Below are 25,145 nucleotides of genomic sequence, written 5' to 3' on the forward strand. Positions count from 1 at the left end.
ATCGGCGGGCATGCGCATTGCCCTATTCGAGCCGGAGATCGCAGGAAACGTCGGCGCCGTCCTGCGGCTGGGCGCCTGCCTCGGGGCGGCGGTGGACCTGATCGAGCCGATGGGGTTCGCGTGGGACGACCGGCGGGTCCGGCGCACGGCGATGGACTATATCGATCATGTCCGAGTCGCCCGGCATGCCAGCTTCGCAGCCTTCCAGCAGACGGTCGGGCAGGCGCGCCTGGTCCTGTTCACCACCAAAGTTTCGCGTTCGGCCTACGATTTCGTCTTCACGCCTGACGACATCCTGCTGTTCGGCAAGGAAAGCGCGGGCGTTCCGGCGGCGGTCGCAGAAGCCTGCGATGCGCGGGTGCGCATTCCCATTCGGCCGGAGGTGCGCTCCATGAACCTGGCGACGGCGGCGGCGCTCGGCCTCGGCGAGGCCCTGCGGCAGACGGGGAGCTTGCCGATTGGATGAGGTGTGGCGCTCGGCTTAGCCGCGTGACTAGCCGAACAGCGCGCGCACGATCTTGGCCGGGTTCATCGGCTTCTCGCAACGCTTCACGTGGCGGTAGCGGACGGGAACGAAGCCATGGCCGTAGCCGGTTGCGAAGACAAAAGGGACGTTCCGTTCGAGCAGCGCATCCGCGACGGGAATAGCGGTCTCGCCCCGAAGATTGAGATCCAGCACGGCCGCATCGAGGTGACCGGCCGTGGCGATGAGGTTGAGGGCGTTGCGAATGCTCGCGGCCGGTCCCACGATGGTCGCGCCGGCGGCCTGGAGGGATCGGGCGAGCTCGTCAGCCAGGAAGAACTCGTCTTCCACCAGCAGGATCCGCTGGTTGGCAAGCGCATCTCCAGCCATGACGGTCTCCAGACCCGGTCCCCGGACAATCGCTGACCGCGTCACTTCGGGTAGGTCGCCGTTCATTCCCCGGTGAGCTGCTTCAAGGCGGAGAGGAGGCGTCGTTCGGACGTCGGCTTGCCGGCATTAGGAACGCCGGCGAGAACATCGCCGCCGACCCGCTCCGGCCAATCGAATGCACTGGCGACCGCAAAGGGGATACCACGAGCCTTCAGGCATTCCGCAACAGGGGTGATGAGTTGGTCGCCCAGGTGGACGTCAAGGAGCGCGACATCGGGCGGCTCCTGCTCCACCAGTTCCAGCGCATCCCGGATCGTTGCGGCCGGCCCGACCACCCGCCAGCCATGCGCCTCCAACCGGAGTTGCAGGTCCATGGCGATCAGGAATTCGTCCTCAACAATCAGGATCGTTTGAGGCACTGGAACTCCTCACTCGGACTGGGATGCCGTCCCGAGGGGAACGACGATCTCAGCCTGAAAACCACCTTGCGGATAGTCCAGTTCCACCGTTCCGCCGAGGTTGTAGCTGACCGTCGACTGGATCAGCTGCGTGCCGTAGCCGGTGGCCGTGGGCGCCGAGACGGCCGGACCGCCGCTCTCCGCCCAGTGCAGGTGCAGCTTGCCGTCTTCCACCTGCCAGCGCACCCGGACCTGCCCTTCGGGGTCCGACAGCGCACCATATTTTGCGGCGTTGGTGGTCAGTTCGTGGAGCACCAGGCTCAGCGACATGACGGTTCGGGGGCCTAGCTGGACCGGAGGGCCGGGCTCGATCACCGTGTTGGCGCCGCCGCTTGCGTAGGGTGCGAAGGTGCGTTCCAGCAGCTGTTCCACCCCCAGTTCACCCTGCTCCGCGAAGGCGAGGTCCTCGGAGTCGATCAGCGCACCGAGGCGGCCGAGCAGGCTGTCGCGATATTCCTCGGCGGTGCGACCCTCAATCGGAGTTTGGCGGGCAAGGGACTGCACCACTCCCAAAAGGTTCTTCATGCGGTGGCGAAGTTCGCCGAACAGCATGTCCTTGGCCCGGTCGCGGGCCATGCGGTCCGTGGCGTCGCTGAAGACAAGCAGGAGCGAATGGCTGGCCCCGTCCGGATGGAACAGGGTGCGCGCGGTCAGCAACATCGTCCGACGGCCAATGCTGGGAAAGTCATGCGTGACTTCGTAGTTGATGACGGCCGTTGACTTCGGGATCACGTCGCCCAGCAGACGCTGCAATTCCGGGATGTTCCACTGACCGTTGCCGAGGTCCGTCAGCCGTTGGCCGATCGTCTCGTCCCGGAAGACCTGGAATGTTTCGAAGAAGGATCGGCTGGCGTTCTGCACGCACAGGCTGGAGTCCAGCACCACCATTGGGTCGGCGATGGTATCGACAATGCCCTGCGTCTGCACATGGCCGGTGCGCAGGATCCGGTAGAGTTCTTCCATGTTCATCCGAAGATCACTGCCTTCGGCCGACGGTAAAGGCAATCGGCGGACGTGCGCTTTGCAATCCTATGTTAGGATAAAGCACCGCCGCGCGTTCTATGTCGGCTCAAGGAGCACGCTGAGTTCCTTGTACCGAGGCCCCGCCTTCCGTGAATGCATTCGTGAACAAGCTCTGCCGCGGGGCACCGCTGACCGAGGCCGACAAGACCGTTCTGCTCGACCTGACCCGGTCCGTCCGGCGGGCTGAGAAGGGCCGCGACATTGCGGTGCCGGGGGACAGTTCCCGGAGCCTGCCGGTGATCCTGCGCGGCTGGGCCTGCCGGTACCAGGTGCTGGCGAACGGCAAGCGGCAGATCGTCATGCTCTACCTGCCCGGTGACATGTGCGAGCCATTCGGCCTGCTGCCGCACTTCATCGACGACAACATCGCGGCGCTGACGCCGGTTTCCTTTTCCACCCTGAGCCAGGATGTGCTGCGCACTTGGGTTGAGCGAAGCCCGACCTGCAAGCAGGCGCTGTGGTGGGACCTGCTGGTCGCCACGAACATCGAGCGAGCGCAGATCGTCAGCCTGGGACGACGGTCCGCGGCGGAGCGGCTGGGGCACCTGTTCTGCGAGATCGAACTGCGCCTGCGAATGGCGGGCATTCCGACGGAAAGCGGCTGCGACATGCCGCTGACGCAGGTCGAGTTGGCCGACCTGCTCGGACTGACGCCAGTGCACGTCAACCGTTCGCTGCAGGACCTGCGCAAGGCCGGATTGATCTCGCTGGAGAACCGGCGCCTGATCATTCGCGAGCACCAGGAGTTGCGAGACTTGTCCGACTTCGATCCGTGCTACCTTCATGTGAACTATGCGCAGACCAGTCCGGAAGGATGGCCGCACAGTCTGAGCGAGACGATCGATGACGCCTGAGGACCGTGCCACGGCGCGGATCGCGGAACTGGAAGCGGACAACCGCCGGCTGCGCCGATTGCTCGACCAGCGGGATGCTCCCGGCGAGCTTCGGCACCGGCTGCGCAGTACCGTGTCCTTGCTTCGCGCCATCATCCGCCAGTCTGCGAGGACCCCGCGAAACCCCGACGACTTTGCCGATCATGTGGAGGGTCGCCTCGACGCGATCGCGCGTGCCCAGGCGGAGGCCGACGAGCGTGGGGCGATTGACCTTCACAAGCTGATCGCGGACGAATTGCTGCAATATGGATCCCATGAAGGGGACGGACTGACCCTGTCGGGGCCTGCCATCTGCCTTCAGCCGCGAGCGGGGCAGCTGTTCGCGCTGGCCGTCCACGAACTGGCGGTGAACAGCATCGAACATGGTGCGCTTGCAGCAGGCGGACAGATCGAGGCGGAGTGGGGAATTGCGGAGGGCAGCGAGGGCCCGGTCCTGACCTTCCGCTGGCGCGAGGAGCTGGAGAAGGGACTCCGGCAAGGGGAGCATGGAGGCTTTGGCACGTATGTGCTGACGCGAATGCTGCAATACGAGCTGGGCGCGACGACCCATCTGGAGAAAGGACCGGACGGCGTGTCCTTCGCGATGAGCCTGCCGTTCACCGAGCGGGTCGGGTCGCTCTCCGAGGGGTGATCCTTCAGCCGAGAAATGAGTCGGCAAGCTACTCCGTTTCCCCGGAGTGGAACGTCCTCTTCATTGCTCCGTTGCACGTTCTAATCCAATGATTTCAGAGCGTTAACATAGGTTATCGCGGGCGAAACCTCATTGCCTGGGACGAAAATGAAGCAAGACAACGGAAGGCCGGTGTTCTTCGGGAAAAGTGAGGACCCGGGGACGCGGATGCTGACGCGGCCGGTCACGGTGCTCGAGAAGGGCGTCTACCGGGGAGCGCACTATTTCAGCCTGACACCGATGATCCGGGTAATGCTCGATCTCGGGCGGATGGAGGATTGGCCTTCCAACCGGATCGCCGGGTTCACGGACCGGCTGATCGAGTTGCTGCCCGGCCTCCATCGCCACGGTTGCAGCCTGCGCCGCCGCGGCGGGTTCGTCGAGCGGCTGCGCGACGGCACCTGGCTCGGCCATGTGGTCGAGCATGTCGCGCTGGAACTGCAGTCCATGGTCGGACCGCGGGTCACGCGCGGGAAGACGCGGTCGGTGCCGGGGCGGCCGGGCGTGTACAACGTCATGTTCGCCTACGCCCACGAGGAGGCGGGACTGCTCGCGGGCAGGCTGGCCTTGGAGATCGTCAACTCTCTGCTGCCGGCGGAGCTTGCCGGCATGGAACGGCTCGAGCGGATTGCCGAGGCAGACGGCGCGTTCGAGTTCGAGCGGCGCCTGCAGCAGCTGCGCGCAGCGACGTCGAGGGCGTCCTTCGGGCCGACCACGCAGTCGCTCGTCGACGAGGCGAAACGACGAGGGATCCCGGTGATGCGCCTGGACGAGGCGAGCCTGGTTCAGCTCGGCCATGGGCGGTACCAGAAGCGCATCCGGGCCAGCATCAGCGGTGACACACCCCTGGTCGCGGCGGACCTTGCCGGCAACAAGCACCTGACGAAGAAGCTGCTGGACGAAAGCGGCATTCCGGTGCCGCGCGGTGTTGTCGTGCGCAACGTTGACGAGGCGCTGAGGGAAGCGCGGCGCCTCGGCTTTCCCCTGGTGACGAAGCCGCTGGACGGCAATCACGGGCGCGGGATCACCATCGGTATCCAGAGCGAGGAGCAGCTTCGCTTCGGCTTCGAGCACGCCCGGGGGCATAGCCGGAGCGTCATCGTGGAGCCGTTCTTCGCCGGGCGCGACCATCGCATCCTGGTGATCGGCGGCAAGCTGGTGGCCGTGGCGGAACGCGTGCCGGCCCATGTGATCGGGGACGGCACCAAGTCGATCGCGCGGCTTATCGAGCAGGTGAACGAGGACCCGCGTCGCGGCGACGGGCACGAGAAGGTGATGACGCGCATCAAGGTTGATGCGCACGTCACCGAGTATCTCGCCCGGTCCGGCCTGACTGTGGACAGCGTCCCTGCCGCCGGGGACATCATCATGCTGCGTGCCACGGCCAACCTGTCGACGGGTGGCACGGCGGTGGACCGGACCAACGAGATCCACTTCGACAATGCGGAGATCGCCCGCCGCGCCGCATTGATCATCGGCCTGGATATCGCGGGTATCGACTTCGTCTGCCCGGACATCACCCGGTCGGTGCGGGAGACCGGCGGCGGCGTCATCGAGGTGAATGCCGCTCCCGGTTTCCGGATGCACCTGGAGCCCTCCGAAGGACCACCGCGGGACGTCGCGCGGCCGGTACTGGAGATGCTCTATCCTCGTGGGCGGCAGAGCCGGGTCCCGATCATTTCGATCACCGGGACCAACGGCAAGTCGACGACCGCGCGGATGCTCAAGCATGTGCTGCGCTACACCGGGTGCAGCATCGGACTGACGTCGACCACCGGAGTGTACGTCGACGACGTGCTGGTCATGCAGGGCGACGCCACCGGTCCTCGCAGCGCGCGCATGGTCCTGCGGGATCCTACAGTCGACGTCGCCGTGCTGGAGACGGCACGGGGCGGCATCCTGCGCGAGGGTCTGGGCTACGACCGGGCGGACATCGGCGCGGTGCTGAACATCTCGGCCGATCACCTCGGGCTCAAGGGGATCGAGACGCTGGAGGACCTAGCCTGGGTCAAGTCGCTGGTGGTGGAGACCGTGAGCCGTCGGGGGACCTCCGTGCTCAACGCGGACGACCCGCAATGCGTGCGGATGGCTCGGCGGGCTGGCGGGCGCCTGGCGTGGTTCTCGCTTCATGGTGGCGACGACATGCCGCCCGTACTGCGGCGGCACGTCGAGCATGGCGGGATGGCCGTGGTGCGCGAGCCCGGCCCGGAAGGCGGGACGATCGTGCTGCACCAGGCCGGCCAGCGGCAGATCGTCATGAAGGCCGGGGACATCCCCGCGACGCTGCACGGAATGGCGACGTTCAACATCGCCAACGCGCTCGCCTGCATTGCGATGGCGGTGGCGCACGACGTCCCGCTGCTGACCATCCGCTCCGCGCTGTCGATGTTCCAGTCGAACTTCGAACAGAACCCGGGGCGGCTGAACGTCCACGACGCGCACGGCTTTCGGGTGATCATGGACTATGCGCACAATGCTGCCGGACTGCGAGCGCTCGGCGACGTCATCAACGGCTTGCGCCATCGCTACAGGCGAACCATCGGCGCTGTCACCATTCCGGGCGATCGGCGAGACGAGGACATCATCGAGGTCGGGCAGATCGCGGCGGGCATGTTCGACGAGCTGGTGTTCCGCGAGGATCCAGCCACCCGCGGACGGCCGCGGGGCGAGGTCATGGGACTGCTGCAGGAAGGCGCGGTCAGGGCCGGGGCCACGCCCGACCACATGCACCTGATCGCCGGGGAGGCGGAGGCGGCGGCCGCTGCGCTGACCCTGGCACAGCCAGGCGAGCTGGTGGTCATCACTCCCACCGACGTATTCGGCTGTTGGGAGCAGGTGCGCAGTTTCCGCAAGGTGGAGACCGCCAGTGCGCCGAACGGCCACGTGATCGCTGCGGAGTGAAATGACCATGGCTGACGCGGAAGGCCGCTGGGCGCTGATCGTCCACGGCGGCGCGAAAAAGATCGAACCGGGCGAGGAGCAGGCGAACCGGGAGGGTGTGATCCAGGCGGCGGAGGCCGGCCGGTCCGTACTGGCCAATGGCGGTTCAGCGGTCGAGGCGGTGGAGGCCGCGATCAAGGTGCTGGAGGACCTGCCGGTGTTCAACGCCGGGCGCGGGTCCGTGCTGAATGCCGTCGGATGGGTCGAGATGTGTTCCGGAATCATGGATGGAGGCGATCGAAGTGTCGGCGCCGTCGCGGCGCTCCGGGACGTGCGGCACCCGATCGAGGTGGCACGGCTGCTGCTGCCCGAGCGCGAGGTTCTGCTGGCCGGTGAGGGCGCGCGGATGTTTGCGCAAGAACGCGGCGTTGAGCTCGCTTCCGACGAGCAGCTCAAGGCGGAAGAGCCTTACGGGTCCGAGCAGGAGCATGACACCGTCGGCGCAGTGGCGATCGACCAGCTGGGGCGGATTGCCGCGGGGACGTCGACCGGCGGGCTCGACGGAACGAAGGCGGGTCGGGTGGGCGACAGTCCGCTTCCTGGCTGCGGTTATTACGCCGACGATCGCATTGGCGGAGTCGCGCTGTCTGGCGACGGTGAGACCATCACGCGCCTGACGATCGCCTCGGCGATCATGGGCCGCCTGGAGGCTGGCGAGCAGCCGGATGCTGCCATCGCGGCCGCCGTTGCCGAGCTGCCGGAGGTCGGCGGCGCCGATGCCGACGCGGGTGCAATCGCGATCACGCACGATGGCCGGATCGGCTGGCACCACAACAGTCCCGATTTTGCGGTGGCCCTGATCGACAGCAGCATGAACGGGCCGCGCGCATGGCTGCGAAAGACGAAAGACAAGGACCAGCATGACTGAGGAACGGCGTCGCGGCACCCTGATCATCATCGGCGGCCATGAGGAGCGCAGCCCGTCGTCCGACCGCGCGATCCTGCGTGAGGTTGCCGGACGGGTGAAGGGCGGCAAGCTGGTCCTGGCCACGGTCGCAAGCCACCGGCCCGAAGGCTATTTCGACGAATATGAACGCGCGTTCCGCGACCTCGAAGTCGGTGAGTTGGTCGAGCTTTACGTCGAGAACCGTTCCGAGGCGGGCGACATCGAGAAGCTGAAGGTGCTGGACGACGCGTCGGGCGTGTTCTTCTCGGGTGGCGACCAGCTGCGGATCACCAGCCAGATCGGAGACAGCGGCATCGAAGCCAAGGTGCGAGCCCTGTTCGAGCGGGGCGGGGTGATCGCCGGGACCTCGGCGGGCGCGTCGGTCATGAGCGAGACCATGCTGGTGAAGGGCACCAGCAAGGAAACGCACCGGATCGGCGACCTCCACATGTCGCCCGGCCTGGGGCTCATCCGTGACGTCATCATCGACCAGCACTTCGCCGAGCGTGGACGCTTCGGTCGGCTGATCGGTGCCGTTGCCCACAATCCGCGCGTGCTGGGCCTCGGCATCGACGAGAACACGGCGGCGATCGTGGAAGGCGACCGGCTGAGCGTCATCGGCGCGGGAGCAGTGTATGTGGTGGACGGCTCCACCGTGTCATACTCCAACCTTGCAGAAGCACGGTCGGAGGACACGCTGTCCATGCACGACGTGACCGTGCACGTGCTGGCGGGCGGCGACGGTTTCGACCTGCGAATCCGCCGGCCTTTCCCATGCCAGGCTACGAAAGAATAACGACTTTCCGCTTCTTGGGGGCGCGGGACTCGAGCGCCCGATAACCTAGTTGATGGGGCGACCAGCGGCTGAATGGTAAAACTCGAATCAGCAAGGCGGCACTCGCCAGATTGGCGGTGCCGGCCCGAGTTGACGGAGAGTTTGCGTGACGGATCTCAACTATCTCTTTCAACGACAGCAGCAGGAGCGGAGCTCGATCGCTGCCGCGACCCATCCCAACGCACGCGCCGCACACGAGCGGCTGGCCGCCCTTTATGAAGGCGAGATCCGGCGGATCACGAGCGGCAGGATCAACATCAAGTCGTCGACGCTCGATTGAGCAGCGACGGACCGACGCAGGAAGACCGGCCTTGGAAAGTCGACCAACGCCCAGCGCGACACAGCAGCACCACGCCCGGCATGATCCCTTTGAACCGGATGGGGATTACTTCAGTCGGCGCTCACGGGAAGAGAATGCCGCCGCCGAGCATGCCAGCTGCCCACAAAGCCGAACGGCGCATCTGGAGCTGGCGAGCCGCTATGCCCTCCTGGCGGCAGCGATCAGGGAAGCGAGCGGGAAGCTCGGTTAGGCGCGGCAGTGGTCAGCCATTTTCGCGGCTGAACATGGCGGAAAGACTGGTTTTTCAGAAGGGAGTGGAGGCCCGAGCCGGAATCGAACCGGCGTGCAAGGATTTGCAGTCCTCTGCGTAACCACTCCGCCATCGGGCCGAGGCGGCGGATTTGTGCGGGTTGGGGGATGGTGTCAACCGCGCCGCGCACTTTTTCGGATCAGAACGGGAAGAAGGCCTGGATGGCGAACACCGCCACGACCCAGGTCACGAGGTTCAGGGGAATGCCGACCCGAACGAAGTCCATGTAGTTGTACCGGCCCATGCGGTAGACAATCACGTTGGTCTGGTAGCCGAACGGAGTGGCGAAGGCTGCGCTTCCGGCAATCATCACGGCGACGAGGAATGGGCGGGGACTGACGCTGAGCGCCTCGGCGAACGAGACGGCGATGGGCGTGAAGAGCACCGCCACCGTGGCATTGGACAGGATCTCGGTCGCGAAGAGTGTTGCGCCGTAGATGACGATCAGGGCGATGAGCGGGTTCACACCGTCCAGAGAGCCGATGAGCAGGTCGGTCGCCGCCTTGGCGAGGCCGGTCTCCTCGAGGGCAATGCCGAGGACGACCATGCCCGCGATGAGCATCAGCACGTCGGGGCGGAGGCCCTGATACGCCTCGTCCGCGGTGATGACCCGCAGGACGATGAGCAGCACGGCGCCGGCGAATGCGGTGGCGGCGATGGGGGCCACGCCCCAGGCGGCCGCGGCCACGACGGAGACGAACACCAGCAGCGAGGCGACCGCCTTGACGGGGCGCAGCGGCTTTTCCTTCGCGAAGGCAAGCGCGGTCCCGATCTGGCCGCCGGCAAGCCCCGGCTCCTGGTCATCGGACTTGTCGGCCGGCGCGCCCAGGCTGGCTTCGCCCCGGACGAGATAGCGGCTGAAGAGCAGGAGGTAGAGCCCGCCGGCCAGCGCGACGAGGACGCCGACCGGGGTGATCTCGAACAACGTGAAGCGGGGTTGGCCGGCGACGGACGCCATGTCGTTGACGAGCAGGTTGGTCGAAGTGCCGATCAGCGTGCAGCATCCGCCCAGGACCGCCGCGTAGGACAGGGGAATGAGGAAGCGCTTGGCCGACATGCCGAGCGAGTCCGCGACGTCGCGCACGACGGGGGCGGCGAGGACCACGATGGGCGTGTTGTTGAGAAAGGCGGAGGCGGCGCCGCACAGACCGATCATGACCCAGAGGCCGGCCCGGCCGATCCGCTGACAGAGCCGCTTCAACCGCTCGATGGCCGCGTCCAGCAGCCCGGACAGCTCCATTGCGTAGGCGATCACGAACAGGGAGGCGAGCGCAATGATGGCCGGGCTGGCAAAGGCGCTCTGCACCTCGATCGGCCGAACGACGCCGGTGATCAGCAGCAGCGCGGCTCCGGTGAGGGCAACCACGTCCGATCTTGCCCGATCCCATATCAGGGCGGCGACCACCCCTCCGAGCACAAGGAGAGTGAGGATCTGGCTGGCCGTCATCTTGTGCCCATCGCTCCACCTCCGTAGCGTCGGGCCAACGCTCGCTAAGGCGGGTCGGACCCACTTGCGAGGCTATGGCGTTCGTAGACCATGACACCTGAGCGGCACATCATGGCGGTCAGCCTTGTGGCGCTGCTGGTCGCCTGCAGCAGGCAGTCGAGCGCGCCGCCCGCGCAAGATTCGACGGAGAATGCGGCGGCAGAGGTCGGTGCGCCCCCTGTGTTGCCGACGATCGCGCAACCGCTGAACCGCCGTGACATCCTGCTGGCCGTTGCCGAGGCCGCCAGCGACTTCAGCCTGGGCCGCGACGATGCGGCGCGGCAGCGGGAGCTGGACGGCAAGCCGTTCTCGTTCCGCATCCGCCTATGCGAACGTTCCGGCGGGAGCCTGAGGTCTTCCTTCGATCCGGACACCCGCGTGCTGCGGGTGAAGGTCCGGCCGGACCTGGCCCGCGCTGCCGAGGTCGCGCCGTCACAAGCTTCAGCGCGCGAAGAATCGCCGACGGTGGAGGGCTTCTGGGTGCCGCGACCGTGGCTGCTGGAGCCCGGTTGTCCGATAGGCAATGCTCCTTTGCCGGTCCAAGAACAGCCTTCGTCGGCGCCGGAAGAGCCTGCGCAGGCCGGTGGCCGAGTGGGGATCGCTCACGCAGTCGGTGAGCCCGGGGCGCGGTCTGTCCAGCGGGGCGAGCGGGCTTACGAGATCACGAAGACGCTGCCGGAGGGCACAGTGCCCGGCCCGGTCGACCTGGTCCTGCAGGGCCGGCTGAAGGGCGATCCCGGGCGCAAGGTGATCCGCTGCGAGGCGGCGCCTGTGGACCGGGCGCCCACCTGCATCGTGTCGGCACTGATCGACCGGGTGCGGCTGGAAAACCAGGCGGGCGAACTGCTCGGCGAGTGGAGCGAAGGCTAGGGCGCCGCCCGGATCGGCACGATCCAGATCGCTGCGGTGAGAGCCAGCGCGCCGAGCGTGATCAGCAACGTGAACAGGCGCAGGTTCATGGTCCTGGCGGTGACCACCACGTGCGAACTGAGGCGGCTCAGCACCGCGGCGGCCCGCCGTTCGGCAAGTACGATCACCAGCACCGCCACCAGCAGAAAGCCGGTGGCGATCGCTCGCGGCACCCACGCCGGCTGCATGGCGGGGAACAGGCCCTGGAAGCCCACGCCGATCGCGACGCAGCCGAGGCTGGTCCGCATCCAGCTGGCAAAGGTCCGCTCGTTCGCGAGGATCGTTCGATCCTCCGCCAGATCTTCGCGGTTCGGGTGCTCGTCGCTCATCGGTCCGGACCGACAACGCCGGGGGCGTGGATCGGTTCGGACGCGATGGGCTGGCTCCTAGCGCTTGGCCTCCGGCACGACGGTGATCCGGTAGGCGGTGTCGGCCGACAGATACTTGCGCGCCACCTGCTGGAGATCGGCCGGAGTGACGGACTGGTAGTCGCGCAGCTGGGTCTGGGTCGCGGCGAGCACGCGTGGGTCGGTCTGGATGTTGCCGAGCTGGTTGAGCCACCAGGCGTTCGTTGTCCGGTCACGCTGGATCTTCTCCACCGTCGGCTTCATCGCGCGCTGGAGTTCATCTGTGGAGACCGGCTTGGTGCGAAGATCGTCGGCGATGGCCTGTGCGTCCTTGAGGAACTTGGCCAGCGCCTCGGGCGGAGCCTCGACCACCCCGAAGAAGTAGCCGTAGCCGGGGAAGACGTCGGAGGCGCTGTGGGCCGAAGAGGGCGAGTAGCTGACGCCTTCTTCTTCGCGGATCTTCTCGGTCAGCCGCAGCTGGAATACCGCCGCGAGCGCGTTCAGGTGCCTCGCCTGCACGGTGTCCGAGTAGAAGTCCCGGGTCGGCCAGGCGACGAACGCCAGCCCCTGGTCGGCGCGGCCCTTGTGTGTGAGGACAACGGGCTCCTTCGTCGGCTTGGGGAAGGCGAGCGCGCCGGGCTTTGCGGCCGGCGCCAAACGGCTCGGCAGGGTCCCGAAGGTCGCCGCGGTCTGGCGAATGGCCTCGTCCACCGTGGTGTCGCCGACGACGGTGACTTCGATGGGGTCGCGGGAGAGCGGAGCCTCGACCAGGCCGCGTGCGTCCTGGATGGTGCTGGCGGCAACCTGCTCGGCGGTCGGAGTCTTCCATCGCGCGTCGCCGGACCGGAGCAGGGCTTCGCTGTCGCGGGCAAACACCCCGCCGGGTGTGGAGTCCAGCTGGCTGAGGATCGAGGGGAAGACGCCCTTGAGGCGATCGTAGCCCGTCGGCTGCCAGCCGGGTTCGGCCAGATAGGCGCCGAGGACCTGCATCTGAGTGGCGAAGTCCTCGGGGCGGGTCTGGCCGGCAAGCACGAACGAGTCGTCGTCGACGCCGAAGCCCGCGCCATAGGTCTTGCCGGTCAGCGCCTGGCTCATGTCCTCGGCGCTGATCTTCTTGAGGCCACCGAGCGTGAAGGCGCCTTGGCCGAGCAGCCCCACCAGCGGTGCCTGAGGGGAAGAGAGGTCGAGCCGGCCGTCGCCGACCCGGACCGCGACGCGGATCTCATCCTTGGCGAAGTTCGTCGGCTTGACCGTGAGACGAACGCCGTTGGCGAAGGTCACGGCCGTGGCGCCGACCTCCGGAATCTCACGCCGCTCGGTGACCCGGCCCGGGGTGCCGAAGCTGGTGTAGGGCCAGGCGACCGCTTGCTGCGTGGCCGGAGGGGTGACGGCAACCCGGGTGGACCCCTGATAGGCCGCGAGCACAGCCTGGGTGTCGCCCTGGACCGGGGTCGGCGACGACACGCTGACCAGCGGGCCAGAGCCGGTGAACAGCGGCTTGATCGCCGCGTTGACCCGGGCGGCCGTTAGTCCTTTCGTGACTTCGTCGAACAGGGCGAGCCGGGCTTCGGGGCTGAGCACCGTGCGGTCTTCGACCACGGCGTTGACGATCCCTTGCGCGAGCTGTGGGGAGGGGCGGGTGTTGGCGCCGGCGACGGTCTGAACAAGGGCGGTGCGCTGCTGTGCGATCTCGCGGTCGAGCTCGGGCTGGGTCACGCCATGCTGCAGCAGGCGCCGCTGCTCCTGATCGATCGATTCGAGCGCCTTCTGCCACCCGCCGGGCTGGGCGACGGCGAAGACCTGCGTGAAGTCGGCTGTGTCGGCGATCTGCGACTCCACGCCCTGTGCGAAGATGAAGGGAGCGGGCTTCTGGGTGGAGGCGATCCGTTCCAGGCGGCGGTTGAGGACCGAGAGGCCGAGGCTCTCCACCATGTCGCGGGTGCGCCGGGCGCGGCTGTCGGGGGTGAGGTCGGCCGGGCGGACCCAGGCGATCGAGACCTGGGTGGGAGCTGCCGGATCGATGAAGGTGTTGGCCTCCATGCCGCGCTGGCGCGGCTTGCCCTGGTCCGCGGCGGCACCGGCCTTGCCCTGACCCTTCCAGTCGCCGAACAGCTGGCGAATCTTGGTTTCCATCTGCGCGACGTCGAAGTCGCCGATGGCGACCAGGGTGGCGTTCTCCGGCCGGTAATAGGCGTTGTAGAACTCGACGAAGCGCTCCCGGGGAGCGGTCCTGATGACCTCCGTCGAGCCGATCGGCAGGCGATTGGGCAGCAGTTGATCCGGATACATGAACGCGAATTCGTCGATGATCTGGCGCAACTGCGGGGTCGCGCGGGTGCGCTCCTCGGCGAGGACGATGCCGCGCTCGGCGTCGATCGCCTTGGGGTCGAGCGTCGCCCGGTCGGCGACCTCACGCAGCAGGAACAGCGCGGTGTCGACGGTGTCCGCGTCCGTCTCGGGCAGGTCGAGCATGTAGACGGTGTTGTCGAAGCCGGTGCTGGCGTTGGTGTCGGGGCCGAACTTCAGGCCGTGCCGCTCCAGCCGCTTCACGAACTCGCCCTCCGGCACGTTCTCGGTTCCGTTCAAGACCATATGCTCGAGGAAGTGAGCGAGACCGCGCTGGTTCTCGGCCTCGTTCAGGGAGCCGGCGTCGATCAGCAGGCGCAGGGATGCTTCTCCCGGCGGGGTGGCATTCTTGCGGATGGCATAGCGCATGCCATTGGGAAGAACGCCGAAGCGGACGCTGGGGTCGGCCTGGAGGCCCGCTCCGACCTGCCACGCCGTCGCCTGCGTGGCAGCCGCGGCTGTGCTGCCCGGGAGGACCGCGGGCGGCCGAGCGAGCGATGGACCGGCCAGAGCAAGGGCGCAAGCGAGGGCGAGAGACGAAGCGGCAGGTCGGCGCATGAGATTTCCCCGAGGTTTGAACGATTTGGATGGCAGGACCGAGACGGCGAAGAAAGACCGGAATTGCGGGCTTTGCGCAAGCCTCGTCGAATGGCCAACTCGACATGCGGCCGTTCCGTTCGACAAACAGCCGACTGCTCGCTTGGCGGGAACGGGCGCAGCCGTCTAAAGGACAGTTGCGCACCTACTGTGTTATTGGCATAAGACAGCCGCACGAGACGAGGAACACGATGGACTTTGCCGCCGCGCGTCGCGCGATGATCGATAGCCAGCTTCGCCCGCAGGCTGTGACGGACCCGCTGGTGATCGCCGCCATGGCGAGCGTCCCGCGCGAGCAGTTCGTGGCGGCCGAGAGCCGCTCGCTGGCCTATATCGACCGCAACCTGCCGCTGGGCGGGGGGCGCGCGATGAGCCCGCCTGCAACCACCGGAAGGATGCTCACCGAACTCGCTCCCAGGCCGGGCGAACGGGCGCTCGTGGTGGGTGCGCTGACCGGCTACACGGCCGCCGTGCTGGCGGAGATGGGGCTGGAGGTGACCGCGCTGGAAAGCGACGGTGCCTTGTTCGGGCAGCTGTCCGCCGTTCCGGGGATCCGCGCCGAGCGGGGCGAGCTGGTGGACGGGGTTCCCGCGGGGGCACCCTACGAGGTCATCGTCATCGACGGGGCGGTCGAGATGATCCCGGAAGCCATCGTCGAGCAACTGGCGCCGGGCGGGCGGCTGGGCACATGCCTGTTCGAGGGCGGAGTTCAGCGGCTGGTCATCGGCCGGCGGACACAGCATGGCTTCGGGACCAAGTCCTTTGCGGATGCGGCGTCCCCGGCGCTGCCCGCCTTCTCTCGTCCGCGGGTCTTCACATTCTAGGAGTCAGCCTCACGTGATCCGTCACCTTGGCCTTTCGGCCCTTGGCGTTCTGCTGCTTGCGGGCACCGCTTCGGCCGACACCCTTCGCGAGGCGCTGGTCTCGACGTACCAGACGAACCCTACCATCAACGCCCAGCGGGAGAGCCTGCGGGCGACGGATGCCAATGTCGCGATCGCCCGAGCGGCGGGCCGGCCGCAGGTGATCGGTACCGTCGGCGTCAACCGCGACCTCACCCGCAGTGGCATCCTGGTGCAGCCGGGAAGCAAGGGGCCGGTGATCTCTGGCGGCGTGGACCTGTCGGTGCCGCTGTTCCAGGGTGGCCGTGTGCGCAATTCCATCGCCGCGGCTCGCACCCGGGTCGAGGCAGGGCAGGCGACCCTTCGCGCGGTCGAAGGCGACGTCTTCACCGAGTCGGTGGCAGCCTACATGGACGTGATCCGCGACCGCTCCATCGTCGAGCTCAACGAGAACCAGATCCGGGTTCTCACCACCAACCTCGAAGCGACGCGCGATCGGTTCGAGATCGGCGACGTGACCCGCACCGACGTCGCCCAGTCGGAGGCGCGCCTGAGCCTCGCCCGCTCCAACCTCGCCACGGCGCAAGCAACGCTGGCGCGCAGCGAGGAGAATTATAGACGGGTGGTCGGCCGTCGGCCGGACACGCTGGCGCCGCCGCCGCCGCTTCCGCCGCTGCCGACGAACGCCGAGGAGGCGGTGAGGATCGCGCTGGTGAACAATCCGGATGTGATCGCCGTCGTTCGTCAGGCGCAGGCCGCGGGACTGGACGTACGGACTGCCCGCGCCGACCGCCTGCCGACCGTATCCGGCGTGCTGGCCGGCGATTACGTGAACTCGGTCGGTGGGAACACGATTGGGCCGAACACCGGCACCCAGACCAGCATCGGCGTCAATACCCGCATTCCGCTCTACCAGGGTGGACTTCCGGCTGCCCGGATTCGCCAGGCGCAGGCATTCGAGGGCCAGGCGCTGGAGCAGGTGATCGGAACCGAGCGCGCCGTGGTGGCGAACACCCGGTCTGCGTTCGCGGCTTATGACGCGTCGCAGCGGGCGATCCAGTCCAACCAGATCGCGGTACAGGCCAATGAGCTGGCGCTCGAGGGTGCACGGGCGGAGCGAACCGTTGGGACGCGGACCGTGCTGGAAGTGCTGAACGCGGAGCAGGAACTGCTGCAGTCGCAGGTGGCGCTGGTGACCGCTCGTCGAGACAATTACGTGGCGGGCTTCCAGCTGTTGAACGCAATGGGGCAGGCCGAGGCCGACGACCTGGGGCTGGAAGGTGGCCCGCTCTATGATCCAATGGGCAACTATCGGCGGGTCGCGGGCGAGTGGAACGACTGGGCCGGGGAGGGTCGTCATACGGTCCGTTCGACCCGTACCGTCACGCCGGCCGAGCAGCCGCCGGCGCAGGCTCCCGCTCAAGGGGTGACAGGGCCCACGCGTTAGGGCTAGCCTGTCCCCCATGCAGGACCGGCAAGAACCGTCGATGGAAGACATCCTCGCCTCGATCAAGAAAGTGATCGCGGAGGAGAAGGAGCTTCGCGCCTCGGGCGTGCCCGCGGTGCCGGCGCGAACGGTGACCTCCATCCGGGAAGAGCCTGCGTCCGAAGAAGTGCTGGAGCTCGACCAGGCCGTGGTCGAGGAAATGCGGCTGCCCGAAGCGGAACTCGGTGCGCCGCTCGTGTCCGACGATGCGGCAGAGGCGAGCCGCCGCAAACTGGCCGCCCTGCAACAGGTTGCGGCCACCGCTCCGGCACCGCCGCAGGCGAACGCCCTGGAGCAGGTCGTGCGGGATATGCTGAAACCGATCCTCAAGGATTGGCTGGACCAGCATCTGCCCGCGATCGTCGACGAGCATGTCCGGCGCGAGATCAGCCGGATCACCGGGCAGAAGTTGTAACTTCTGAGATGGTTTGCCTGCGCTCACCCTGAGACAGGCTCAGCATGAGCGCTCCGGATGCCGGTCGGCGCTTCGACAGGCTCAGCGGGAGCGCGCGGGATGCCCGCCAATGACGCTTCGACAGGCTCAGCGTGAGCGCTTCGATAGCCTGTGCCGCTAACGGAGTAGTTCGTTCCCATTCGGCCTGACTTGCGCTCGCCCGATCACCCCCTTACGCCTCCGGCATGAACAAGCCTTGCCTGCTTCTCGCCGCGGCCGTGGCCGCCCTCGCCCTTCCCACCCTCGCTCAGGCCCGCCCGATGACGGCCGAGGACATGCAGCTGATGCACCGCCTTGGCGCGCCGGAGATTTCGCCGGACGGCCGCTATGCGCTGTTCAGCATTTCGACCACCGACCTCAAGGCGAACAAGCGCAACAATCCGCTGTACCTTCTGGACCTGACGAAGCGCGGTGCGGCGCCGAAGCCGATTGCCGCCCTTGCCAATACCAATGCGAACAGCGCGGTGTGGGGGCCGGACGGAGCCATCTACTTCCTGATGAAGGTGGGCGAGCGCGACCAGCTGCACCGGATGGCGCTCGGCGGCACTCCGCAGAAGATGAGCGATTTCGGCGCGGACGTGTCCGGGTTCAAGCTGTCCCCCACGGGCGATCGCGTCGTGGTCTGGGCGGAGCAGAAGGACTGTCCGGATCTCGCCTGCGCCGCGACAACCTTCCCGGCCAAGGGCCCAGGCAGCGGCCAGGTCTATGACGGCCTGTTCGTGCGTCACTGGGACACGTGGATCGAGCCGGGGACCCGCTCGCGGCTGTACAGCTTTCCGATCGAGAATGGTCAGGCGACCGGTATGGGCGTTCGCCTGACGGGCGAACTGGTCGGCGATACACCTTCCAAGCCCTACGGCGGCGGGGAAGAGATCGCGTTCTCCGCCGACGGGAAGACCGTCTACTTCGCCCTTCGAGAAGCCGGGCGGATCGAGCCGACCTCGACGAACCTCGACATCTTCGCGGTGCCGGCGGACGGGTCCGCGGCGCCGACCAACCTCACCGACGCAAACGACGCGCTCGACAACCTGCCGGCGGTTTCTCCTGACGGCCGCACGTTGGCCTACGTCGCGATGAAGCGCCCCGGCTACGAAGCGGACCGGCAGGTCATCCAGCTGCGGGATCTCGCGAGCGGCCGCACCCGCGCGTTGACCGAAGCATGGGATCGCAGCGTCGGATCGCTGGCGTGGAGCGCAGACGGCCGCTCGCTGATCGTGGAAGCGAGCGACACGCTGGAGAACCCGCTGTTCCGCGTCGACGTGGCGAGCGGCAAGGTCACGCGCCTCACGCGGGAGGGGACTGCGCACAATGCCCGCCCGCTGAAGGACGGGTCGGTCGTTTTCGCGCTCAACAGCGTGCACAAGCCCGACGACCTGCATCGGGTGGACAGCCGGGGGCGGATCACCCAGCTGACCGCCGTCAACAAGGATCGGCTGGCGGACCTCGATCCGGTGACGTTCAGCAAGTGGAGTTTCGCTGGCGCGAACAACGATACCGTCTGGGGCTACACGCTGAAGCCGACCAACGTGTCCGGCAAGCTGCCGATCGCCTTCATCGTTCACGGGGGTCCGCAGGGCAGCTTCAATAACAGCTGGTCCTATCGCTGGAACCCGCGCGTGTTCGCCTCGCCGGGCTATGCGGTTGTCAGCGTCGATTTCCACGGCTCCACTGGCTACGGCCAGGCCTTCACCGACGCGATCAACAAGGACTGGGGCGGCAAGCCGCTTGAGGACCTGCAGAAGGGCCTCGCCTTTGCGGTCAGCCGCGATGCGCAGCTCGACGGCGACCGGGCCTGCGCCCTGGGCGGAAGCTACGGCGGGTACATGATGTACTGGATCGCCGGGCGCTGGCCCGAGGGCTTCGACTGCCTGGTCAGCCACAACGGCGTGTTCGACACCCGGGCCATGGGCTACATGACGGAAGAGCTGTGGTTCACGGAGTGGGAGAATGGCGGATCGCCGTTCGAGCAGCCGCAGGAATATGAGCGGTGGAACCCGATCAACCAGGTGCAGAACTGGAAGACCCCGACCCTCGTGGTCATCGGGGATCGCGATTACCGCGTGCCCTACACGCAGGGACTGGGTGCTTTCACCGCGCTTCAGCGGCGGGATGTGCCGAGCCGGCTGCTGCGGTTCCCGGACGAGAACCACTGGATCCTGAAGCCGCAAAACTCCATCCAGTGGTATGATGTGGTGCAGGACTGGATGGCGCGGTGGCTGAAGGCGCCGGCGAACTAAGGCGACTGCTCCGCTCGTCCTGAGCGGAGCGTAGCGAAGTCGAAGGGCGTCGGTCTTGGCAAGCGCCCTTCGACTACGAGCCTTCGGCTCTCCGCTCAGGACGAGCGTGCGTGTTGTTCTGCATGCAGCGGTCCGCTAACCGCCCACCCATGACCGAGCTGCCGAAGACGTTTGAACCGGGTCCGATCGAGGCCCGCTGGTATGACCATTGGGAAGGCCAAGGCCTGTTCCGCCCCGAGCGGAAGGATGCCGAGCCCTTCACCATCGTCATGCCGCCGCCGAACGTCACCGGCAGCCTCCACATCGGCCATGCGCTGGACAACACGCTGCAGGACATCCTGACGCGCCGTGCCCGGATGCAGGGCAAGGACGCGCTGTGGGTGGTCGGCACGGACCACGCCGGCATTGCCACGCAGATGGTGGTCGAGCGCCAGCTGAACGAGAAGCAGCAGAAGCGCACGGACTTCAGCCGTGACGAGTTCGTGGCCAAGGTCTGGGAGTGGAAGGAAGAGAGCGGCGGGCAGATCACGCGTCAGCTCCGTCGGCTGGGCGCCTCGTGCGACTGGGAAAACGAGCGCTTCACCATGGACCCGGGCTTCTCCGCCGCGGTGACGAAGGTGTTCGTGGAGCTGCAAAAGCGGGGGCTGCTGTACCGCGACAAGCGTCTGGTGAACTGGGACCCCAAGTTCCAGACCGCAATCTCCGACCTGGAGGTCGAGACCAACGAGGTCGCGGGCAAGTTCTGGACGCTGCGTTATCCGCTTAGCGATGGCTCCGGCCATGTCGAGGTGGCGACGACCCGCCCGGAGACGATGCTGGCCGATATGGCCGTTGCGGTGCATCCGGAGGACGAACGCTATCGCGACCTCGTCGGCAAACAGGTGCGGCTGCCGATCACCGGGCGGCTGATCCCCATCATCACCGACGAACACGCCGACCCGGAGCTTGGCTCGGGGGCGGTGAAGATCACGCCGGGACATGATTTCAACGACTTCGAGGTGGGCAAGCGCGCCGGGATCAAGCCGGCCGACATGCTCAACATGCTCGATGCCTCGGCGCGCATTTGCCAGACGGCGGATGGGCTGGTGCCGGAAGAACTGCTCGGCCGCGAGCGGTTCGACGCGCGGCGGCGGGTGGTAGAGTTGCTCGAGGCCGAGGGCGCGCTGGTCAAGGTCGAGGACCGCACCATCGCGACGCCCTATGGGGACCGGTCCGGCGTGGTGATCGAGCCGCGGCTGACCGACCAATGGTATGTGGACGTCCAGCCGCTTGCCGAGCGGGCGATGGAGGCGACCCGCTCGGGCGCGATCAAGATCGTGCCGGAAACCTGGTCCAAGACGTGGTTCAACTGGCTGGAAGGCATCCAGCCGTGGTGCGTGAGCCGGCAGCTGTGGTGGGGGCACCGGATCCCGGCGTGGTTCGACGAGGACGGAAACGTGTTCGTCGCTGAGACGGAGGCCGAGGCGCGAGAGCAGGCTGGGGGCCGGGAGCTGCGCCAGGACGAGGATGTCCTCGACACCTGGTTCTCGTCCGCCCTGTGGCCCTTTGCCACGCTCGGCTGGCCTGAGCAGACCGAGGACCTGAAGCGCCACTACCCGAACGACGTGCTCATTTCCGGCTTCGACATCCTGTTCTTCTGGGACGCGCGGATGGCGATGCAGGGGCTGGAGTTCATGGGCGAGGTGCCGTGGCGCACGCTCTACCTGCACGGGCTGGTGCGCGATGCGCAGGGCCAGAAGATGTCGAAGTCGAAGGGCAACACGGTCGATCCGCTGGGCCTCATCGACAAGTATGGCGCCGATGCGCTCCGCTTTACGCTGGCGGCAATGGAGAGCCAGGGGCGGGACATCAAGCTCGATGAGAAGCGGGTCGAGGGCTACCGCAACTTTGCCACCAAGCTGTGGAATGCGGCGCGCTTCCTGCAGATGAATGGCGTCGGCGCGAGCACCTCAATCGAGGCGCCGCAAGCCACGCTGCCGGTCAATCGCTGGATGATCGGCGAGGTCGTCGAGACCCTCGCCAAGCTCAACCGCGCCTTCGACGAACTCCGCTTCGACGGCATGGCGGACGCCATCTACCACTTCACCTGGGGCACCTTCTGCGACTGGTATGTGGAACTGGTGAAGGGCGCCTTCGACGAGGAGACCAAGGCGGTCGCAGCCTGGGCGTTCGACCAGATCCTCGTCATGCTCCACCCGTTCATGCCGTTCGTCACTGAGGAGCTGTGGCATGCGATGGGCGAGCGGCCTTACGATCTGATCGTCGCGAAGTGGCCGGAGCCGGACATCAGACCGCATCCGCAACAGGCAGAGTTTAACGAAGCGATGGCCGAAGTGGCTCCCGATCATGCCTTTGGCGAGCGCCACTTGGATGTTGCGATGAAGTGGTTCGTGGAGACCACGATTGAGATCATCAAGAGCGTCCGGGCCATTCGTACGGAACTTAACATTTCTTGGACGATGAAGCTCACGCCGGTGATTGTCGGTGAGTGGCGACCGGACCTTATGGAGTTGCTCGAGGAGGATGCGGCCTTCGAACGGTTGGCCAAGCTCAATTCACCGGAGCAAGCAGACGAGGTGCCGCCGAACTCCGCTCAGGTCGTCGTGGCTGGCGCCACCATCGCCTTCCCCCTCGAAGGTGTCATCGACCTCGACGCCGAGCGTGCGCGCCTGCTTAAGGCGATCGCCGCCGTCGAGAAGGACCGCGACAGCCTGGCCGCGCGGCTTGGGAACCCGAGCTTTACGGAACGCGCGAAGGCGGAGGCGGTGGAGAAGGCTCGGGCCGACCACGCCGCGCGTGCGGCTGAGGCGGAGCGGCTGTCTGCGGCGCTTGCTCGCCTTGGCTAACCGGCCGGAGCCGTCCGCCGACTGGTGCGTCTAGCGGGGATGGCTGAAGGTACTCAGACCGTTCGCGGCAGGAGCCGGGACCTGACGCAAGGCTCGATCGGGCCGACCCTGTTGGCCTTCGCGCTGCCAACGCTTGCCTCGTCCATTCTCCAGTCGCTGAACGGCACGATCAACGCCATCTGGGTAGGGCGCTTTTTGGGCGAGGACGCGCTTGCCGCGACGTCCAACGCCAACATGGTCATGTTCCTGCTGACAGCTTTCGTATTCGGCTTCGGCATGGCATCGACCATCCTGATCGGGCAATCGTGGGGCAGGAAGGACGTGGATGGTGCCCGCCGCGTCTTCGGGAGCGCGGGTGGCGGCTTCTTCCTGGTTACTATCCTCGTCGCGATTGCCGGATGGTTCCTCTCGCCCGCCATCCTGCGACTGCTGGGAACGCCCGGACCTTCGGCGCCGCTCGCCCTGGAATATCTTCGGGTCATTTTCCTCGCCATGCCGGCGCTGCTGTTGCTGACGCTGCTGATGATGGCGCTGCGCGGGGCGGGGGACAGTTTGACGCCCCTGTGGTTCATGATCGTGGCGGTGGTGCTCGACAGCGGGCTGAACCCAGTCTTCATTCTCGGGCTCGGGCCGTTTCCGGAGTTGGGTATTGCCGGTTCAGCCCTCTCCACGCTGGTCGGCAACTACGTCAGCCTGATTGGACTGCTGATCTACATATATGCGCGGGATCTGCCGTTGCGGCTGCGCGGAAAGGAGCTGCGCTACCTTCTGCCCAATCCCGCCATGCTGAAGACGATCGTACTCAAGGGACTTCCAATGGGAATTCAGATGGTCGTCATCTCCATGTCGGCCCTCGCGCTGGTGGGGCTCGTCAACCGGGAAGGCGTGGCGACAACGGCAGCTTTCGGAGTCGCGATGCAGTTGTGGACCTACGTGCAGATGCCCGCCATGGCCCTCGGTGCCGCGGTCAGCGCAATGGCTGCCCAGAACATCGGCGCGGGCAAGTGGGACCGCGTAAGCAGCATCACCCGCTCAGGAGTGATCTACACATTGCTCATCACTGCCGGTCTGATCGTCCTGCTGACGATGGCAGATCGGGCGGTGCTCGCTTTGTTCATGGGGTCGGACAGCCCTTCGCTGCCAATCGCCCGGCACATTCATATGCTGGCGACCTGGAACTTCCTGCTATTCGGCGTGACGATGGTCCTGTTCGGCACCGTGCGTGCGAACGGCGCCGTGTGGGGTCCGCTGGTGATCCTGGCGATCGGACTGGTGCCAGTCCGTTTCGGCTGGGTGCTGGGCACTTATTCGTGGCTGGGTGCGGACGCGATCTGGCTGAGTTTTCCGGTCAGTTCTTTCGTGAACCTTGTGCTGGCGGCCGCTTTCTACCTCCATGGGGGGTGGAAGAAGGCTCGGATGGCTCCCGAGGCCCGACCGGACTGCGAGGAGTGCATGGAGCAGGCTCAGGGCGTGCGCGAGCCGGGCGGAGCGCTTCAGCCTTCCGGCTGACGCGGTGCCGCGACCCATACGGCGGCGCGGGCCACTGTGACCGTGGCGGGGGTTTCTCCGCTCAGTTCACCGTCGATGCTGATCTTCTGTCTGGGTCGAGTGACGATCTGCAGCTTGCGCCCGCGATATTCGGTCACGGTCTGCTTGCGGGCACGAAGCTTGAACAGCGTGGCGAACCAGCTCCAGGCCAGGCCGAACAGGCTGCGGCCGGTGACCGCCTGGACCATGATCTCACCGCTTTGCACGCTGGCGTCGTCGCTGAGCTCCACGCCGCCATGATAGCGGCCGTTGAAGATGCGCACTTCAGTCGCCCACGCCTTGTGGAGGACCTTGCCGTCGTCGACGTGGAGCCGGAACGGGCTGAATCTGAACGCGACCCTGACCGCCCAGAGCATGTAGCCGATGAGCCCGAGGTAGCGCTTGAGCTTGTGGGGAACGGTTTCCGCGATCAAGGGCGAGAGGCCCATGGCGGCGGCGTTCGCAAAATAGTCCCCGTCGATGGCGCCGAGGTCGATGCGGATCTTCCGTCCGTTGGCGATCGTGTCCACCGCGGATTGCAGGTCGGTGCCGATGCCGAGGGTGCGCGCGAAACTGTTGGCGGTGCCGAGCGGCAGCAGGGCGAATACGGTGTCGCTGCCGAGGAAATCGTCGATGGTGGAGGACAGCGAGCCATCCCCGCCGCCGACGATGATCATCGGCGCCTTGTCTTTCAGTGCTTGCTGGACTGTCGGGCGCATCTTGTCGGGATCGGTGATCGCGTGAGCGGCAATGAGCGTGATGCCGCGCTCCTCCAGCAGGGTGCGGGCCTGCTCGAAGGCGTCCGACCCGCTGCGGCTGAGGGCATTCACGACGAGCACGGCCTGTTTCGGGAGCGAATCGTTCATGGAAGACCCAATGCTTGGGATGGTCTGGGTATCCTTCATCTTCGCACAGGCGGG

At 66.7% G+C, this 25,145-nt stretch carries 21 protein-coding genes and 1 tRNA gene; 14 read left to right on the forward strand and 8 right to left on the reverse strand.

Annotated features, from left to right (window positions below; all coding sequences use genetic code 11):
• Positions 1-10 precede the first annotated feature (10 nt).
• The gene (locus tag JT720_RS11500) at positions 11-466 is read left to right on the forward strand and encodes a tRNA (cytidine(34)-2'-O)-methyltransferase (RefSeq protein WP_205481451.1); all 456 of its coding nucleotides are present in this window, start codon (positions 11-13) and stop codon (positions 464-466) included.
• Between the two features lie 27 nt (positions 467-493).
• On the opposite strand, the gene JT720_RS11505 is transcribed toward JT720_RS11500, so the two are convergent.
• Genes JT720_RS11505 through JT720_RS11515 form a run of 3 tightly spaced genes read right to left on the reverse strand, consistent with a single transcriptional unit; the run spans position 494 to position 2,280 of the window.
• Positions 494-919, reverse strand: coding sequence for a response regulator (locus JT720_RS11505; protein ID WP_205481452.1), 426 nt, complete (start codon positions 917-919; stop codon positions 494-496).
• The gene (locus JT720_RS11510; protein ID WP_205481453.1) at positions 916-1,272 is read right to left on the reverse strand and encodes a response regulator; all 357 of its coding nucleotides are present in this window, start codon (positions 1,270-1,272) and stop codon (positions 916-918) included. Before JT720_RS11510 ends, JT720_RS11505 begins: the two co-directional genes overlap by 4 nt.
• Positions 1,273-1,281: 9 nt before the next feature.
• Positions 1,282-2,280 (reverse strand): HWE histidine kinase domain-containing protein, encoded by a 999-nt coding sequence (locus tag JT720_RS11515; protein ID WP_205481454.1) that lies wholly within the window; start codon positions 2,278-2,280, stop codon positions 1,282-1,284.
• Between the two features lie 155 nt (positions 2,281-2,435).
• Between JT720_RS11515 and JT720_RS14075 the strand changes: the two genes are divergently transcribed.
• The 6 genes from JT720_RS14075 (at position 2,436) to JT720_RS11545 (ending at position 8,838) form a co-directional block, all read left to right on the forward strand.
• Entirely contained in the window at positions 2,436-3,188 is a 753-nt protein-coding gene (locus tag JT720_RS14075) for a helix-turn-helix domain-containing protein (RefSeq protein ID WP_205481455.1), read from the forward strand.
• Positions 3,178-3,858, forward strand: coding sequence for a sensor histidine kinase (locus tag JT720_RS11525; protein WP_205481456.1), 681 nt, complete (start codon positions 3,178-3,180; stop codon positions 3,856-3,858). The genes JT720_RS14075 and JT720_RS11525 overlap by 11 nt, the downstream gene beginning before the upstream one ends.
• A 147-nt stretch (positions 3,859-4,005) precedes the next feature.
• Complete coding sequence (gene cphA, locus JT720_RS11530; protein ID WP_237219952.1) at positions 4,006-6,798, forward strand: cyanophycin synthetase; 2,793 nt, start codon at positions 4,006-4,008, stop codon at positions 6,796-6,798.
• Between the two features lie 7 nt (positions 6,799-6,805).
• The gene (locus tag JT720_RS11535) at positions 6,806-7,705 is read left to right on the forward strand and encodes an isoaspartyl peptidase/L-asparaginase family protein (RefSeq protein WP_205481457.1); all 900 of its coding nucleotides are present in this window, start codon (positions 6,806-6,808) and stop codon (positions 7,703-7,705) included.
• The gene (locus tag JT720_RS11540) at positions 7,698-8,519 is read left to right on the forward strand and encodes a cyanophycinase (RefSeq protein ID WP_205481458.1); all 822 of its coding nucleotides are present in this window, start codon (positions 7,698-7,700) and stop codon (positions 8,517-8,519) included. Before JT720_RS11535 ends, JT720_RS11540 begins: the two co-directional genes overlap by 8 nt.
• A gap of 145 nt (positions 8,520-8,664) precedes the next feature.
• Positions 8,665-8,838 carry a hypothetical protein gene (locus tag JT720_RS11545; protein WP_205481459.1) on the forward strand — a complete coding sequence of 58 codons (174 nt, stop codon included), beginning with the start codon at positions 8,665-8,667 and terminating at the stop codon, positions 8,836-8,838.
• Between the two features lie 315 nt (positions 8,839-9,153).
• On the opposite strand, the gene JT720_RS11550 is transcribed toward JT720_RS11545, so the two are convergent.
• Together JT720_RS11550 and JT720_RS11555 are read right to left on the reverse strand one after the other, a co-directional pair.
• Positions 9,154-9,227: transfer RNA gene (locus JT720_RS11550), tRNA-Cys, on the reverse strand.
• A 60-nt stretch (positions 9,228-9,287) separates the two neighbouring features.
• The gene (locus JT720_RS11555; protein ID WP_205481460.1) at positions 9,288-10,595 is read right to left on the reverse strand and encodes an SLC13 family permease; all 1,308 of its coding nucleotides are present in this window, start codon (positions 10,593-10,595) and stop codon (positions 9,288-9,290) included.
• Between the two features lie 111 nt (positions 10,596-10,706).
• Here JT720_RS11555 and JT720_RS11560 point away from each other — a divergent pair, with 111 nt between their 5' ends.
• The gene (locus JT720_RS11560; protein WP_205481461.1) at positions 10,707-11,504 is read left to right on the forward strand and encodes a hypothetical protein; all 798 of its coding nucleotides are present in this window, start codon (positions 10,707-10,709) and stop codon (positions 11,502-11,504) included.
• Here JT720_RS11560 and JT720_RS11565 read toward each other — a convergent pair.
• Positions 11,501-11,872: a YidH family protein gene (locus JT720_RS11565; protein ID WP_205481462.1), complete on the reverse strand. Its 372-nt coding sequence runs from the start codon at positions 11,870-11,872 to the stop codon at positions 11,501-11,503. The two genes, JT720_RS11560 and JT720_RS11565, sit on opposite strands and share 4 nt — an antisense overlap.
• 57 nt (positions 11,873-11,929) lie before the next feature.
• Entirely contained in the window at positions 11,930-14,794 is a 2,865-nt protein-coding gene (locus tag JT720_RS11570; RefSeq protein WP_205481463.1) for a M16 family metallopeptidase, read from the reverse strand.
• 230 nt (positions 14,795-15,024) lie between these two features.
• On the opposite strand from JT720_RS11570, the gene JT720_RS11575 reads away from it, so the two are divergent.
• From JT720_RS11575 to JT720_RS11600, 6 genes are all read left to right on the forward strand, one after another.
• On the forward strand, positions 15,025-15,657 hold the full coding sequence (locus JT720_RS11575) for a protein-L-isoaspartate O-methyltransferase family protein (RefSeq protein WP_205481464.1): 633 nt from the start codon (positions 15,025-15,027) through the stop codon (positions 15,655-15,657).
• A gap of 13 nt (positions 15,658-15,670) precedes the next feature.
• Entirely contained in the window at positions 15,671-17,122 is a 1,452-nt protein-coding gene (locus tag JT720_RS11580; protein ID WP_336512004.1) for a TolC family outer membrane protein, read from the forward strand.
• A gap of 40 nt (positions 17,123-17,162) precedes the next feature.
• Entirely contained in the window at positions 17,163-17,576 is a 414-nt protein-coding gene (locus JT720_RS11585) for a DUF2497 domain-containing protein (RefSeq protein WP_237219953.1), read from the forward strand.
• 224 nt (positions 17,577-17,800) lie between these two features.
• Positions 17,801-19,852, forward strand: coding sequence for a S9 family peptidase (locus tag JT720_RS11590; protein ID WP_205481467.1), 2,052 nt, complete (start codon positions 17,801-17,803; stop codon positions 19,850-19,852).
• A 149-nt stretch (positions 19,853-20,001) separates the two neighbouring features.
• The gene (locus JT720_RS11595; RefSeq protein ID WP_205481468.1) at positions 20,002-22,698 is read left to right on the forward strand and encodes a valine--tRNA ligase; all 2,697 of its coding nucleotides are present in this window, start codon (positions 20,002-20,004) and stop codon (positions 22,696-22,698) included.
• Positions 22,699-22,737: 39 nt separating this feature from the next.
• Positions 22,738-24,207, forward strand: a complete 1,470-nt coding sequence (locus tag JT720_RS11600; RefSeq protein ID WP_205481469.1) for an MATE family efflux transporter — start codon at positions 22,738-22,740, stop codon at positions 24,205-24,207.
• On the opposite strand, the gene JT720_RS11605 is transcribed toward JT720_RS11600, so the two are convergent.
• Positions 24,192-25,091, reverse strand: a complete 900-nt coding sequence (locus tag JT720_RS11605) for a diacylglycerol/lipid kinase family protein (RefSeq protein ID WP_205481470.1) — start codon at positions 25,089-25,091, stop codon at positions 24,192-24,194. The two genes, JT720_RS11600 and JT720_RS11605, sit on opposite strands and share 16 nt — an antisense overlap.
• Positions 25,092-25,145 lie beyond the last annotated feature (54 nt).

Source organism: Sphingomonas arenae (assembly GCF_016924655.1).
In the GTDB taxonomy this organism is placed as follows: domain Bacteria; phylum Pseudomonadota; class Alphaproteobacteria; order Sphingomonadales; family Sphingomonadaceae; genus Sphingomicrobium; species Sphingomicrobium arenae.